Origin of the sequence: Pantoea sp. CS_6, from assembly GCF_041954745.1 — a bacterium.
Classification (GTDB): Bacteria; Pseudomonadota; Gammaproteobacteria; order Enterobacterales; family Enterobacteriaceae; genus Pantoea; species Pantoea stewartii.
The window spans coordinates 128,093-143,149 of record NZ_JAVAYG010000003.1 but is presented as its reverse complement, the minus strand read 5'-3'; the positions used below and the strand labels follow the sequence as shown (position 1 = coordinate 143,149).

The window sequence follows — 15,057 nt, the reverse complement described above, 5'->3', positions numbered from 1 at the left end:
GCGGGATGAGCCAGATTTTTCAACGCACTAAAGCCCCTGCCAAACTGCTGGGCACGCCGCTGCAGCGCTGGGCAACGCGCGTCAAAATGCAGCACGGGCGCAAGCTGGTCATTGCCTTACCTTACATATGGCTGACGCTGTTCTTTCTGCTGCCTTTCCTGATCGTACTTAAGATCAGTTTTGCCGACATTGCGCGCGCCATTCCGCCCTATACCGAACTGGTTAACTGGGCTGACGATCAGCTGAGCCTGGTGCTCAATCTGGGCAACTACGTCACGCTCAGCGACGATCCGCTCTACATTGACGCCTATCTGCAGTCATTAAAAGTGGCCACTATCTCGACGGTGATTTGCCTGCTGATAGGTTATCCGCTGGCGTGGGCGGTCGCGCACAGTAAGCCTTCAATGCGATCCATCCTGCTGCTGCTGGTGATTCTGCCCTCATGGACATCGTTTCTGGTGCGGGTTTATGCGTGGATGGGGCTGCTGAACAATAACGGTATTCTTAATCGTTTCCTGCTGTGGCTGGGGGTGATCGATCATCCGCTGATCATCCTGTATACCAACACGGCGGTGTACATTGGCATCGTCTACTGCTATCTGCCGTTTATGGTGCTGCCGATCTATACCGCGCTGACGCGCATTGATTATTCGCTGGTGGAAGCCTCGCTGGACCTGGGCGCGCGTCCGCTGAAAACCTTCTTTAGCGTGATTGTGCCGCTGACCAAAGGCGGCATCATTGCCGGATCCATGCTGGTGTTTATTCCGGCGGTCGGCGAGTACGTGATCCCTGAGCTGCTGGGCGGCCCGGACAGTATTATGATTGGCCGCATTCTGTGGCAGGAGTTCTTTAACAACCGTGACTGGCCGGTGGCGTCGGCACTGGCGGTGATCATCTTACTGATTTTGATTTTGCCGATTATCTGGTTCCACAAACACCAAAACCGCGAAATGGGAGAGAAGGGATGAACAATCTGCCAACGATCCGCTCTCCCTGGCGCACAGTCATCCTGGCCTGCTGCTTTTTATTTCTCTACGCGCCGATGCTGCTGCTGGTGGTTTACTCCTTCAACAGCTCGCAGCTGGTGACGGTGTGGGAAGGTTTCTCCTTCCACTGGTATAAGGTGTTGTTCCAGGACGATGCCATGATCGATGCGGTGGTGCTGAGCCTGACCATCGCCGCGCTTTCTGCCACCATGGCGGTGGTGCTGGGCACGATGGCGGCGGTAATTATCGTGCGCTTTGGGCGTTTTCGTGGGCATAACGGCTTTGCCTTTATGCTGACCGCACCGCTGGTGATGCCGGATGTGATTACCGGTCTGTCGCTGTTACTGCTCTTTGTGGGGCTCGGTAATGCGCTGGGCTGGCCAACCGAACGCGGCACGCTGACCATCTGGCTGGCGCACGTGACCTTCTGTACAGCCTACGTGGCGGTGGTGATTAACTCGCGCCTGCGTGAGCTGGACCGTTCCATTGAAGAGGCGGCGATGGATCTGGGCGCGACGCCGTTGAAGGTATTTTTCGTGATTACGGTGCCGATGATTGCACCCGCTATCGTCACCGGCTGGCTGCTGGCCTTTACCTTATCGCTGGACGATCTGGTGATTGCCAGCTTTGTCACCGGGCCGGGCGCGACAACGTTGCCGATGGCGATTTTTGCCACGGTGCGTCGTGGGGTCAATCCGGAGATTAACGCCCTGGCGTCACTCATCCTGTTTGTCGTGGGTATTGTCGGTTTTATCGCCTGGCGCGTGATGGCGCATGAAGAAAAACAGCGTTTAAGCGATATTCAGAAAGCTAAACGTGGCTGAAATGCCTGACGTTTGCCAATATAGATAAAGGCTGGTTTATCCAGCCTTTTTATCGCGTGGCGGAGTCGAGGACATGTCGGAAACCCTGAAGCACAGTTCTGTTTTACCGGATGCGCCGGTGCCCGTTACGGTGGCCGGCATCGCCATTATTGCCACGCGCTGCCTCAGCGTGCTGATGCTGGTGAACGCGCTGGGCTATACCGAAATCATCAACTTTCTCCATCGCAGTGCGCAGTCCTGGGATTCCACGTTGATTTTCATCGCCAGTCAGATCATTTTTTTATTTGAGCTGCGCTGTGCCTTTACCCTGATGCGCGGGAGCAATCGCGGGCGCTGGGGATTTGTCGTGGTGCAGATTGTGGTATTGTGCTACATGCTGATGGCCTCCACGGGCGGGATCTATCCGGAAATTTTCAGTATTGACGGCGAAAGTAATCTGCAGATCATTCACCACACCTTGCAGCAAAAACTGCCCGACCTGGCGGTATTCCTGCTATTGTTTCTGCCCGCCAGTAGCCGCGCATTTTTTCGTAAGCGGTGATACAATCGCGCTCCGCTCACCCTCCCGACAGGCAATACAGGCTTTACCATGCAATGCGCGCTCTATGACGCTAACCGCTGCCGCTCATGCCAGTGGCTCGAAAAACCCTATTCACAGCAGCTTGATGAAAAACAGTCTCTGCTGGCCCAACTGCTGGCTGATGTTCCGGTTGCAACCTGGCTGCCGCCGGTCGCCTCGGCCCAGGAAGGGTTTCGTAATAAAGCGAAGATGGTGGTCAGTGGAAGTGTAGAGCGGCCTGTTTTTGGCATCGTGCAGCGCAACGGCGAGGCCGTCGATCTGTCGGACTGTCCGCTTTACCCTGACCGTTTTTCACCAGTGCTGGCAACCTTAAAACCGTTTATCGCGCGCGCGGGGTTAACGCCATACAACATTGAACGCCAGCGCGGTGAGCTGAAGTATCTGCTGCTGACGGAAAGCACGCAGGGCGGCATGATGCTGCGCTTTGTTCTGCGCTCGCACACGAAGCTGGCACAACTGCGAGCTGCGCTGCCCTGGCTTCAGCAACAGCTGCCGCAACTGACAGTGATCTCCGCCAATATCCAGCCGGTTCATATGGCCATTCTGGAAGGGGAGGAGGAGATTCCGTTAACGCCGACCCAGTCGCTGGCAGAAACGTTCAATGGGGTGCCCTTGTGGATCCGCCCTCAGAGTTTTTTCCAGACCAATCCTCAGGTCGCCAGTGCGCTGTATGCCACGGCGCGCGACTGGGTCCGTGCGCTCCCGGTAACCAGCATGTGGGATCTGTTCTGCGGGGTGGGCGGATTTGGCCTGCATTGCGCCTCGCCGGCCCTGCAGCTTACCGGGATTGAAATCAGCGCCGAAGCGATTCGCTGTGCAGAACGCTCTGCCGATATGCTGGGCCTGGATAATGTCAGTTTTGCCGCGCTGGATTCCACCGCGTTTGCATTGGGACGCGAAGCGGTGCCGCAGCTGGTGCTGGTCAATCCACCGCGTCGGGGGATTGGCCGTGAGTTGTGTGAGTATCTCCGTGCGATGGCACCGGATTATGTACTTTATTCAAGTTGTAATGCACAGACCATGGCGCAGGATATCGCCCGGCTCATTGACTACAGGGTAACGCAGGTCCAGCTGTTTGATATGTTCCCGCACACCGCGCATTATGAGGTGCTGACGCTGTTGACGCATCAACGTCAGGGCGGGCCAGCCAGGTAAGCTGCTGAACTGAGGACAGTGCAGAACCGGTCAGCAGAGCACGCGGCTGGCCCATAAACCTTATTCAGGAAACCATTGCTGGTTGATTTTCTGCCAGGTGCCGTTGGCTTTAAGTGCCGCCAGTGCCTGGTTAAGTTTCTCACGCAGGCCGTCGTTACCTTTGCGTACCGCAATGCCTAAGCCTGTCCCAAAATAATCGGCGTCCGTCACATGCTCACCCACACTGGCCAGATCGCTGTTGGTTTTTAACCACTGATTGACCACCGCGCTGTCGCCAAACACGCCGTCAAGACGGCCGCTTTTCATATCCAGAATGGCATTCTGATAGCTGTCATAAGCCACCACCTTGATGTCCGAAAGTTTGTCCTGTAGGTATTTCTGGTGCGTGGTGCCGTTTTCGACGCCTACGCGTTTACCGTTCAGGTCACTTATCGCGCTGAATTTGCCTTTCGGGGCAATCACAATCGCCGAGTTGGCATAATAAGGCTGGGTGAAATCGACCTGTTTGCTGCGCTCGGCCGTGATGTCCATGCCGGCAATGACGGCATCATATCGGCGAAACTTCAGCGAGGGGATCAGGCTGTCAAATGCCGTATTGGTAAACGAGCATTCCGCTTTCATCTGCTGGCAAAGGGCCTTTGCCAGATCAATATCAAAGCCGACAATCTGGTTGTCGCTGTTCAGCGATTCAAAAGGGGGATAGGTAGCAGAGGTGGCGAAACGAATTTTCTCAGCGGCCTGCGCGCTTACCGCCAGGCTTACCAGTACTGCAGCAATCATCCATTTTTTCATTACAGGCTCCCTGGCCATCAGTCACATAACATACAGGGCAGTAAGATGCCAGATAATGAATTTTTATGCAATAAATGTGACTGAAAAATTACTCAGGCAGGTTTCCCTGCCTGAAGATCAGTCGCGACGCTCGAAGGCCAGAGCGCGTTTTTCGATCAGGCGCATCAGAAGGGTAAGCAGGCCGTTAACGCACAGGTAAATCAGTCCCGCAGCCGCATAAACCGTGACATCGTAGGTCCGGCCATACAGTAACTGACCGTGTCCCATGACTTCCATCAGCGTAATCGTAAACGCCAGCGAGGTGCCCTTAAAGACCAACACGACTTCATTGGAGTAAGAGGAGAGTGCACGCTTAAACGCATAAGGCAGCAAAATGCGCAGGCTTTGTCTGGGCGTCATGCCCAGCGCCTCGCAGGACTGCCACTGACCGGCAGGTATCGCCCGCACCGCACCGTAAAACAGCTGCGTGGTATAGGCAGCACTGTTCAGCGACAACGCCAGCATGGCACACAACCAGGGTTGTGACAGCAGATGCCACAGCCACGGCAGTTTTTGCAGGCTGGGAAACTGACCGGGCCCGTAGTAGATCAGGAAAATCTGCACCAGCAGCGGGGTGCCGGTAAACAGCGTGATAAATCCTTTAATCAGGGGCGAAAACAGCGGTGTTTTCAGGGTCAGTGCAATGGTAAACATCAGCGACAGACACAGCGCGACCACCAGCGATGCCGCAGTCAGTGTCAGGCTGGTATGAAGCCCTTTCAACAGTTCGGGTAAATATTGCAGCATCAGCTGTTCCCCCGTTCAAAACGGGTCGTACGGTGTTCAATACGACGCAGCACTGCCTGGCTAAACAGCGTAATCACCAGGTAAATGGCCGCCGCAATCAGGAACCAGGTAAAGGGTTCCTGCGTACGCGTAGCGATGCTTTTGGTTTGCAACATCAGGTCGTTAACGCTGATAAGCGACACCAGCGCAGTGTCCTTCAGCAAGACCAGCCACTGGTTACCCAGACCGGGCAGCGCATGACGCCACATCTGCGGCATGATGAGGCGGAAAAAGATCGCCGACCTCCTCATGCCCAGCGCCTGGCCCGATTCCCATTGACCGACCGGCACGGCTTTTAACGCACCGCGCAGCGTTTGTGACGCATAGGCGGCGTAAAGCATAGCCAGTGCAATCACGCCACACAGGAACGGGCTGACATCAAAATTTTCGATCTGCATCTTAACCGGTACGCTGAACAGACCGAAATGTAGCGTAAAACCGTCAGACAGCGTCAGGAGCAGTTGCGAGGCACCAAAGTAGATAAACAGCACCACCAGAATCTCTGGCAGGCCGCGAATCAGGGTGACCAGTGCGGTGCCTGCCCAGGCGAGCGGACGCAGCCGCATTGACTCCCAGCCAGCAAAAATCATCGCCAGCACAAGGCCAGCGATGAGGGCACAAACAGCAAGGCCGACGGTCATGCCGGCGGCGCTTGCAAGCGGAATTATTTCATTCATCAGAGATTACTGCTGAAACCATTTGTTGTAGATGGTTTTGTAAGTACCATTGGCCTTGATTTTATCAAGCGCGGTGTTGAACTTGCCTTGCAGCTCGGTATTGCCCTGACGAACGGCGATGCCCAGGCCGGTGCCAAAGTAGGCTTTATCCGTGACTTTCTCACCCACCGGGGCCAGATTCGCGTTTTGTTTCAGCCACTCGTTCACCACGGCGCTGTCGCCAAAGACCGCATCAATACGGCCATTTTTCAGGTCAAGCACGGCATTCTGATAGCTGTCATAAGGGACAACGGTGATGTCACTGTGTTTGTCGGCCAGGTATTTCTGATGTGTAGTGCCGTTTTGCACGCCTACACGTTTACCTTTCAGCGCATCAACACTGGCCACTTTGCCTTTCTGCGCCACGAAAATCGCAGAGTTATCGTAGTAAGGCTTGCTGAACAGCACCTGCTTTTCGCGCTCAGGCGTAATGTCCATACCGGCCATAACGGCATCGAAACGGCGGAATTTCAGGCTTGGGATCAGGCTGTCAAAAGACTGGTTGGTAAAGGTACAGGTTGCATCCATCTCTTTACACAGCGCATTCGCCAGATCGACGTCGAAGCCCTGAATTTTGTTGTTGGCATCGACAAATTCAAACGGAGGATAGGAGGCCTCGGTGGCAATACGAATAGTTTCAGCGGCGGAGGCGCTTAAACTCAATCCGGCAAGCAGTGCAGCAAGTACGACTTTTTTCATTTTTAGCATCCTGACTTAGTGCGAAAGATAATGTGCAAACGCCTCGGTTTGCGGCTGTGTAAAGCGGCTGGCATCACCCTGTTCCACGATATGCCCGTTTTCCATATAAACCACACGGCTGGCCGTTTTACGGGCCACGTCCACTTCGTGCGTCACGATAACCTGTGTAATCTGCGTCTGAGCCAGTTCGCGGATAATACTGACGATCTGGGCGGTGATTTCAGGGTCGAGCGCGGCAGTGGGTTCATCAAATAACAGCACCTGCGGCTCCATCATCAGCGCACGGGCAATGGCTACGCGTTGCTGTTGCCCGCCAGAAAGGTGTAGGGGGAAACGGTCGCTATAGCTGGTCAGGCGCAGACGATCGAGGAGCTTGTCGGCTCTGGCGCGTGCGTCGGCCTTGCTCAGGCCCAGTACACGGCAGGGGGCTTCCATCAGGTTTTGCAGCACCGTCAGGTGCGGCCAGAGATTATATTGCTGGAAGACCATCCCGACATTTTGACGAAGCTCGCGTATCGCGGCCTCTGAAGGGGTTTTGCTGAAGTCGAAATCATTACCTGCAATGTGCAACTGGCCTGAGCGTGGGCGCTCAAGCAGATTCAGCACGCGCAACAGCGAACTTTTTCCTGCGCCGCTTGGGCCAAGCAGCACCAGCGTTTCGCCCTGCGGACATTCCAGGTTAATGTCAAACAGCGCCTGGTGAGCACCGTAGAAACAATTAATCGCGTTTAGTTGAATACTCATGCGCCAATTTTGAATAGCTATTAGTTTTGCGGATTTTAACGTCACCAAAATAGTTATGCAATTAAGGTGGCTTAAAATTTACGAATAAGCGGTAAACACACAAAAGATTAGCACAAGATATCGCGAGACAAGGCGGTGAGAAGACGGGGAACCGGAGGTGGCACGGGATAAAAACGCACGGCCTGGCAGCCGGCGTTTTTATCTGCTGATGTCAAAAAGCGTTTATTTCTTTGTTTTTTCAAGCAGCTGGCTAAGCGATCCTCCGCCAGGATGCGGGACATCTGCCACATAGCGGACATCATCGACGACCCAGCAACTGCCCTGATGAATCATCAGCACTTCGTCCTGCCACTGTTTGTCACCGCGGCTCATTTTCACGCGCAGGGGAATGTTACGGGCATCCCGGTTAGGAATCGTGGAAGCATCGGCAACGTCAACCCCGGTTGGCCCCTGAGCCAGGCTGGAGAAGAGATCGCCGTTGCGCCACGTCGCCGCATCCGGACGTTGGCTGGTTTGCAGCAGCGCCTGATAAAGCCCATCGCTCAGGTAAGGGCGATACTGTGCCAGCGTCGCGGTATCAGGCAGGCCGGATGAAGGATGCTCAATACGCATGTCGTAAAAACGCTGGGCGACGGTGTCCGGGCCACCTTCCACGCAGGGGGCCATGCGCGGGCCATTATCCTTGATTACCGGCTCGACCGTCGTACAGGCACTCAGCAGCAGCGCAGCCGGGAGCAAAAGCGCAAAACCTTTGTTTCTCATCTCGATTTCCTTATTGTTCTCTGGCAAGGTGCTTTTTTAACATAGAGTATAGCCCTGCTTTTAGGTGAAAGAGCCTTTGACCCGTTTCGGTAACAGGAGAGTACGATGAAATTGTCAACAACCCCGACGCTGGAAGGACACAGCATCACGGAATACTGCGGCGTAGTCACCGGTGAAGCGATTCTGGGGGCCAATATATTCCGCGATTTTTTCGCCGGGATTCGCGATATTGTGGGCGGCCGCTCGGGCGCTTATGAGAAAGAACTGCGTAAAGCGCGCGAGATCGCGTTTAAAGAGCTGGAAGACCAGGCCAGATCGCTAGGAGCGAACGCGGTGGTGGGCATTGATATTGACTATGAAACCGTAGGGAAAGACAGCAGCATGCTGATGGTTAGCGTCAGCGGCACGGCGGTTGTTATTCGTTGAAACGCCTCCTGTGCTGTCTGATGGCGCTGCTGCTGGCGGGCTGCCACTCAGGCATTGAATCACGATCGGGCTACTGGGTTGATTTGCGCCATCCCGCACAGGGCGCGCGTCCGCGCGTGAAGGTGGTGGTGATTCACTATACCGCCGAGGACTTCTCCTCCTCGCTGGCTACGCTGACTGACCGTGACGTCAGCGTGCATTATCTTATTCCCCGCCAGCCACCGCAGCGCAACGGTAAAGGCATTATCTGGCAACTGGTACCGGAGCAGGATCTGGCCTGGCATGCCGGCGCCAGCTTCTGGCGCGGCGCAACCCGTATTAACGACACCTCGGTGGGCATCGAACTGGTGAACAACGGCTATCGCCGGACGCCGGCCGGAGTGACGTGGCAACCGTTTCCCCCTGCGCAGATTCGCACCCTGGCGGCGCTGGTACGGGATATAACGCAGCGCTATGGCATCGCACCGGAAAATATTGTGGGCCACAGCGATATCGCGCCGCAGCGTAAGCAGGATCCCGGCCCGCTGTTTCCCTGGCAGCAACTGGCCGCTGAGGGCATTGGCGCGTGGCCCGATCCACAACGCGTGGCGTTTTATCTGGCCGGACGCGATCGTTACGCCGCTGTGCCAGCCGTAACCCTGCTGGAGTGCTTGCAGCGTTATGGTTATCAGGTAACGGAAGGAATGAGCGCGGACGAGCAACAGAAACTGATTGCCGCCTTTCAGATGCATTTTCGTTCTGCAAATATTCAGGGCTTCGCGGATGCCGAAACCCTGGCGATAGCGCAGGCCCTGCTGGAGAAATACGGCACAGCGCAATAATCCCTCGATCACGGCGCTGTGGCGAGGTCAGCGGCCTGCGTAAGGCGAAGCGGGCAGGTTCACCGCATCCGTTGCCGCATCAGGACGGTGCTGTGCCAGGAAGGCCCGCCAGTGGCCGAGCACCGTTTCAAGCGCGGGACGCTCAGCATCCAGATGGGTCACAATCCGTGTTACCGGGCCCACACTCATCAGGACGTTGTGCGCATGCATCCACTGGCCCAGCGCCGTAACCTGATCGACCGGGATGCGCACGAACAGCATATTCGTCTGCTGCTCAGCGACGTCAATCCCCATCTTTTGCAGTTCCTGTCCCAGCCAGGCGGCGTTGTCGTGGTCCGTTTGCAAACGCGTAACGTTGTGTTGCAGCGCATAGAGGCCCGCCGCCGCCAGAATACCGGCCTGGCGCATGCCTCCGCCGGCCATTTTGCGCCAGCGGCGTGCACGTTCGATATAGGCTGCCTCGCCGCAAAGTAGCGAGCCTACCGGCGCGCCCAGGCCCTTCGACAGACAAATGGTCAAGGTATCGCAATAGCGGGCAATGTTTTCCAGCGTGGTTTGCTGTGCGACGACCGCATTGAAAATGCGAGCGCCGTCGATATGCAGCGCCAGTTTATGTGCTCGGGTAAAATGCCAGGCCTGCTCCAGGTAGGCAGCGTGTAACACTTTCCCATGATGGGTATTTTCCAGGCTCAGCAGCCGGGTGCGGGCAAAATGGATGTCGTCGGGTTTAATAACGTCTGCCACGACATCCAGCGGCAGACTGCCGTCTGCTGCTGCGAGAATGGGTTGGGGCTGGATACTGCCCATCACCGCCGCGCCGCCGGCTTCATATTTATAATTGTGCGCCTGCTGGCCCACAATATACTCTTCGCCGCGTTCGCAGTGGCTGAGCAGGGCCACCAGGTTCGCCTGCGTGCCGGTAGGGAAAAACAGCGCTGCCGCTTTACCACTCAGACGTGCGGCTTCGGCTTCCAGTGCATTGACGGTGGGATCATCGCGATAGACGTCATCACCGGTTTCAGCGGCCATCATCGCCTGTAACATCGCGCTGCCGGGACGGGTGACGGTATCACTGCGTAAATCGATCATCGGGCGCTCCTGGTCTGCGGAAAACAGGCGGGCAGAGAACCCGCCCGCAAGAGCACTCTGTTTTACCGTAGCCAGTTGGTTTTTACCAGCTCCAGCACTTCGTCACCCCGCCCATTGATGATGGCACGGAGCATATAGAGGCTGAATCCTTTGGCCTGTTCCAGCTTGATCTCCGGCGGCATAGCCAGCTCTTCCTTCGCGGTGATCACATCCACCAGCACCGGGCCGTCATGGGCAAAGGCCTGTTCCAGTGCGCCATTGAGTTCTGACGCTTTTTCAACCCGAATACCTTTCACGCCGCAGGCCTCGGCAATGGCCGCAAAGTCAGGATTATGCAGATCCGTCCCGTCAGTCAGGTAGCCGCCCGCTTTCATTTCCATGGCGACAAACCCCAGCGAACTGTTGTTAAAAATGACCAGTTTGACAGGCAATTTCAGCTGTGCGACGGTCAGAAAATCACCCATCAGCATGCTGAATCCACCATCGCCACAGAGCGCCACGACCTGACGGTCCCGGTTAAGCGACTGTGCACCCATCGCCTGTGGCATGGCGTTCGCCATCGAACCGTGATTAAACGATCCGAGCAGGCGACGTTTGCCGTTCATCTTCAGATAACGCGCCGCCCACACGGTCGGCGTGCCCACATCGCAGGTAAAAATAGCATCTTCGTCAGCCAGTTCACTGATTTGCTGAGCCAGATACTGCGGGTGAATGGGCTGCCTGTCGTTCGCGGTGGCCAGCGCATCCAAATCCTTACGCGCTTCCGCGTAGTGTTTCAGCGCACTGTCGAGATGATGCTGATCGGTTTTCACCTGCAGCTTCGGCAGCAACGCGCGCAACGTCGTTTTGACATCACCGACGTACGCCTGGTCGACATGACAGTGCGATCCCAGACTGCCGGGATTAATATCGATTTGAATGATCTTGGCTTTCTCAGGGTAGAAGGCGCGATAGGGGAACTGAGTACCCAACAGCACCAGCGTATCCGCATTCATCATGGCATGATAACCCGAGGAGAAACCGATTAGCCCGGTCATGCCCACATCGTACGGGTTGTCATATTCGATATGCTCTTTGCCGCGCAACGCATGCACAACAGGGGCTTTCAGCGTTGCCGCCAGTTGCACCACTTCCTCATGCGCACCGGCACAGCCGCTGCCGCACATCAGCGTAATATTGCGGGCGTCATTCAGTGTTTGTGTCAGGGTCGCCAGTTCATCGGCAGACGGCAACACGACGGGTAGCTGCGGTGGATACCATTCTGCACGCGCAGCATCGGGAGCGGGTTGCAGCGCCACATCGCCCGGCAGCACCACCACGGAAACCCCACGGTTCAGAATCGCTTTGCGCATGGCAATGCCCAATACCTGGGGCAACTGCTCGGGATTGGAGACCAGTTCGCAATAGTGACTGCACTCGCGAAACAACTCTTGTGGATGCGTTTCCTGGAAGTAACCGCTGCCGATCTCACTGGAGGGGATGTGGGCGGCAATGGCCAGTACCGGAACGCGATTGCGGTGGCAGTCGAACAGCCCGTTAATCAGATGCAGGTTACCTGGCCCACAGGAACCCGCGCAGACCGCAAGCGTGCCACTGGCATGCGCTTCCGCACCCGCAGCAAAAGCTGCCACTTCTTCATGGCGGGTAGGCATCCACTCAATGGTGCCCATTTTGTTCAGACTGTCAGTGAGTCCGTTTAACGAGTCACCTGTGACGCCCCAAATACGTTTTACACCGGCGTTTTCCAGCGTTTTGGCCACCAGCGCCGCGACGGTTTGTTTCATCTTCATCTCCTTGGTCATTCGTTGCCATCCCGGGGAGGGCAGAATTTAACAGCTACCAAGAAGCGTAGACGAGAGTCATTCAACTCTACCGTAAAAAATTGCATCAAAAGTTGAATTTCGCGCTCAGGCTGAGAACAGCGCAATAAGCACGGGCGCGGCCAGGCTCATAATAAATCCATGCACGATCGCCGCCGGCACAATATCGGTACCGCCTGCACGTTGTAAAACGGGCAGGGTAAAATCCATCGACGTCGCGCCGCACAAACCCAGCGCGCTGCTGCGGTGGCGGGCGATCAGCGCGGGAATCAGCATAATGGCGATAAGCTCTCGCAGCAGGTCATTAAAAAACGCGGCACTGCCGATCACTGGCCCAAAGGCTTCTGTCATCAGAATGCCGGAAAGGGAATACCAGCCAAAGCCACTGGCGAGTGCCAGGCCGGTTTTAAGGGGGAGCCCCAGTATCAGCGCCGCTATAATGCCGCCCAGTAAGCCACTCAGCAGGACGACACAGGCAACCGTCATCCCCCGGCGATTCAGGATAATCTGACGCAGCGTCATGCCGCTGCCGCGCAGTTGAATACCGACCAGCAAGAGCAGGAAGATCAAGGCATATTCACTGGCTGCGGATGCATGGTGCAGCCAGGGCCATTGCGTAAGGCCCAGCGCAAAGCCGAGGACTACGACGCCGCACAACGTCAGCGATTCCAGCGCCATATGTAAACGTGACGGCAGTTTTTGCTGTTTATGATGATGTTGCCAGGGCATCCGCTGTTCCAGCCAGCGCAATGCCAGCAGGTTGCACAGTAAAATACAGCCCGCAGCGACGGATGCCGTATAAAAAACGGTGATCAGATTGCTGCTAAGGTTGTCCAGAAAAGCCAGGCTGATGCCCATAAAAAACAGAATGACGTAGACCATCCAGCCCAGCAGACGATTTACCGCCTTAAGAAACCTGGCCTGCCGGACGGGTAACAGCCAGCCAGCGAAGAGCGGGAGTAGAATCAGTAACAGTCCTGAATACATAATGAAAAGATCGTCCATGTTAAAATTGACGCTACGCTAACGAAAAAGCACAGGGGAGTAAACCCTGACGGTAAAGTCACCTGACCGCCAGAGCAACGCGTTCCCTTCTTCGGTCAGCTCAGAGGATAAAGCGCTATGAATCTGGAACATATCGATATCCGGGGATTTCGCGGCATTAATCAGCTTTCTCTTCCGTTAACGCGCATTAACCTGTTGATCGGCGAAAATGCCTGGGGGAAATCCAGTCTGCTGGATGCACTGAGTCTGCTGCTGTCACCGCACACGCGCGAGTATGTTTTTACGTCTGACGATTTTCATTTTACGCCTGGCGACAGGGACGACCAGGTGCATCGCCTGTCTGTGGTTTTTCATTTTCGTGAGGATGAGGCAGAAACCAGCGGACCACTTGCGCCTTTCTGGCTAGGCGCGATACCCGGACAACGCTATCTGCGTTACAGCATCCAGGCCAGACGACACGCTGGCCAGATTCGATCCTCGCGACGCTTTATCGACAGCGAGGGCCAGGTGTTGCCAGAAGCGGGAACGGCTGAGGCGATCGATTTTCTTCTGCGTATGAATCCGGTATTACGCCTGCGCGATGCGCGTTTTAGCCGCCGCCTGCGTCCCGTTGCCAGCCGGGTGGATGAACGTCTGACGACATTAAATCAGCTGACGCAGGAGCTGGATAACCTGACGCGCGATCTGGGCCGTCATCCCCAACAGTTGAGCGATGCGGTCCTGCGTCAGGGCGTGCAAACGCTACAGCAACTGATGGAGCACTATTTTCTGGTGCAGCATCCGGATCACGGGAGCCAGGCGTTCCGCGTCGATCCACAGTCACGGGATGGCGTTGAGGGCTGGCGTTCGCTGGATCAGCTTAATCATCTGATTGCTGCCACCGATGTGCGCAGCCGTCAGCTGATTTTGCTGCGAATGTTTAGCTTACTGATGCAGGCAAGGGGCAATGAGCCGTTGCTCCCGGGTGCGCGACCGCTGTTGTTAATTGAAGATCCGGAAACACGACTGCATCCCATCATGCTTTCGGTGGCCTGGAACTTGCTTGCGCTGCTGCCGTTGCAGAAGATTGCCACGACCAACTCGGGCGAGTTATTGTCGCAGGTGGCGGTAGAGGATGTGTGTCGACTGGTACGCGAACCCACGCGCGTGGCGGCGTGGCGCATCGGCCCTGAAGGATTGAGTGCAGAAGACAGCCGTCGCATCGGCTTTCATATTCGTGTTAACCGCCCCTCAGCGTTGTTTGCCCGTTGCTGGTTGCTGGTGGAAGGTGAAACCGAAGTCTGGATTATCAATCAGATGGCACGACAATGCGGTTATCACTTCGCGGCAGAAGGGATAAAAGTCATTGAATATGCGCAGTCAGGTCTGAAGCCGTTGCTGAAATTTGCCCGACGCATGGGCATCGCCTGGCATGTCCTGACGGATGGCGACATGGCAGGAAAAAAATATGCCGCCACGGCGCGCAGCCAGCTTCAGCCGCATGATAATGAAAAGCATCATCTGACCCAGCTTCCGGTGGCCGATATAGAACAGTTCCTCTACAACAACGGCTTTAGCGAGGTTTACCATGCGGCAGCGCATCTGCCGTTAAACGTGCCTGTTAATTCCAGGCGTATTATTACCAAAGCGATTCATCGCGCATCAAAACCGGAACTGGCCATCACGGTCGCTATGGCGGCCGCAGAACGCGGAACCGCGTCTGTTCCGACCTGTCTGCAAGAGATGTTTGTTCGCGTCATCCAACTGGCGCAGGGGAAGGCGGGTTAAGGCATAAAGTAAAAATGCCAGCGCATCAGGCTGGCATTTTTGACGG

The 15,057-nt window shown here is 55.9% G+C and carries 15 protein-coding genes and 1 pseudogene; 7 read left to right on the top strand and 9 right to left on the bottom strand.

The genetic code is table 11. The features are described 5' to 3' along the window. Window positions 1–5: 5 nt before the first annotated feature. The 4 genes from potH to rlmC all read left to right on the top strand — a co-directional run bounded on the left by potH (window position 6) and on the right by rlmC (window position 3,545). Window positions 6–968 carry a putrescine ABC transporter permease PotH gene (gene potH, locus RAC90_RS05885; RefSeq protein ID WP_375124111.1) on the top strand — a complete coding sequence of 321 codons (963 nt, stop codon included), beginning with the start codon at window positions 6–8 and terminating at the stop codon, window positions 966–968. Further along, window positions 965–1,810: a putrescine ABC transporter permease PotI gene (gene potI, locus RAC90_RS05880; protein ID WP_033737660.1), complete on the top strand. Its 846-nt coding sequence runs from the start codon at window positions 965–967 to the stop codon at window positions 1,808–1,810. Before potH ends, potI begins: the two co-directional genes overlap by 4 nt. A 73-nt stretch (window positions 1,811–1,883) precedes the next feature. Continuing rightward, window positions 1,884–2,351 (top strand): YbjO family protein, encoded by a 468-nt coding sequence (locus RAC90_RS05875; protein WP_033737659.1) that lies wholly within the window; start codon window positions 1,884–1,886, stop codon window positions 2,349–2,351. A gap of 48 nt (window positions 2,352–2,399) precedes the next feature. Further along, window positions 2,400–3,545: a 23S rRNA (uracil(747)-C(5))-methyltransferase RlmC gene (rlmC, locus tag RAC90_RS05870; RefSeq protein ID WP_375124110.1), complete on the top strand. Its 1,146-nt coding sequence runs from the start codon at window positions 2,400–2,402 to the stop codon at window positions 3,543–3,545. A 60-nt stretch (window positions 3,546–3,605) separates the two neighbouring features. On the opposite strand, the gene RAC90_RS05865 is transcribed toward rlmC, so the two are convergent. From RAC90_RS05865 to RAC90_RS05840, 6 genes are all read right to left on the bottom strand, one after another. Further along, window positions 3,606–4,337: an arginine ABC transporter substrate-binding protein gene (locus tag RAC90_RS05865; RefSeq protein ID WP_375124109.1), complete on the bottom strand. Its 732-nt coding sequence runs from the start codon at window positions 4,335–4,337 to the stop codon at window positions 3,606–3,608. Window positions 4,338–4,454: 117 nt separating this feature from the next. Further along, entirely contained in the window at window positions 4,455–5,123 is a 669-nt protein-coding gene (gene artM / locus RAC90_RS05860; RefSeq protein WP_058707612.1) for an arginine ABC transporter permease ArtM, read from the bottom strand. Next, a complete protein-coding gene (artQ, locus tag RAC90_RS05855) occupies window positions 5,123–5,839 on the bottom strand; it encodes an arginine ABC transporter permease ArtQ (protein ID WP_033737656.1) in 717 nt (238 codons plus the stop codon). The genes artM and artQ overlap by 1 nt, the downstream gene beginning before the upstream one ends. A 6-nt stretch (window positions 5,840–5,845) precedes the next feature. Continuing rightward, window positions 5,846–6,577, bottom strand: a complete 732-nt coding sequence (gene artJ, locus RAC90_RS05850) for an arginine ABC transporter substrate-binding protein (RefSeq protein ID WP_033737655.1) — start codon at window positions 6,575–6,577, stop codon at window positions 5,846–5,848. A 15-nt stretch (window positions 6,578–6,592) separates the two neighbouring features. Beyond that, window positions 6,593–7,321 (bottom strand): arginine ABC transporter ATP-binding protein ArtP, encoded by a 729-nt coding sequence (gene artP / locus RAC90_RS05845; protein WP_110267732.1) that lies wholly within the window; start codon window positions 7,319–7,321, stop codon window positions 6,593–6,595. Between the two features lie 222 nt (window positions 7,322–7,543). Beyond that, window positions 7,544–8,083, bottom strand: a complete 540-nt coding sequence (locus RAC90_RS05840) for a lipoprotein (protein ID WP_375124108.1) — start codon at window positions 8,081–8,083, stop codon at window positions 7,544–7,546. 105 nt (window positions 8,084–8,188) lie between these two features. Between RAC90_RS05840 and RAC90_RS05835 the strand changes: the two genes are divergently transcribed. Beyond that, window positions 8,189–8,509, top strand: coding sequence for a heavy metal-binding domain-containing protein (locus RAC90_RS05835; protein ID WP_082999207.1), 321 nt, complete (start codon window positions 8,189–8,191; stop codon window positions 8,507–8,509). A gap of 20 nt (window positions 8,510–8,529) precedes the next feature. Then, window positions 8,530–9,330, top strand: a complete 801-nt coding sequence (locus RAC90_RS05830; protein ID WP_172912617.1) for an N-acetylmuramoyl-L-alanine amidase — start codon at window positions 8,530–8,532, stop codon at window positions 9,328–9,330. A 90-nt stretch (window positions 9,331–9,420) separates the two neighbouring features. On the opposite strand, the pseudogene ltaE reads toward RAC90_RS05830, so the two are convergent. The 3 genes and pseudogenes from ltaE to RAC90_RS05815 form a co-directional block, all read right to left on the bottom strand. After that, window positions 9,421–10,419, bottom strand: a pseudogene (ltaE, locus tag RAC90_RS05825) (low-specificity L-threonine aldolase); the annotation flags it as partial. A 62-nt stretch (window positions 10,420–10,481) separates the two neighbouring features. Further along, window positions 10,482–12,203: a ubiquinone-dependent pyruvate dehydrogenase gene (gene poxB, locus RAC90_RS05820; protein WP_375124107.1), complete on the bottom strand. Its 1,722-nt coding sequence runs from the start codon at window positions 12,201–12,203 to the stop codon at window positions 10,482–10,484. Window positions 12,204–12,326: 123 nt separating this feature from the next. Then, window positions 12,327–13,226 (bottom strand): lysine exporter LysO family protein, encoded by a 900-nt coding sequence (locus RAC90_RS05815; protein ID WP_039341349.1) that lies wholly within the window; start codon window positions 13,224–13,226, stop codon window positions 12,327–12,329. 135 nt (window positions 13,227–13,361) lie between these two features. On the opposite strand from RAC90_RS05815, the gene RAC90_RS05810 reads away from it, so the two are divergent. Continuing rightward, window positions 13,362–15,011 (top strand): DUF2813 domain-containing protein, encoded by a 1,650-nt coding sequence (locus tag RAC90_RS05810; RefSeq protein ID WP_375124106.1) that lies wholly within the window; start codon window positions 13,362–13,364, stop codon window positions 15,009–15,011. The last annotated feature ends 46 nt before the right edge of the window (window positions 15,012–15,057 follow it).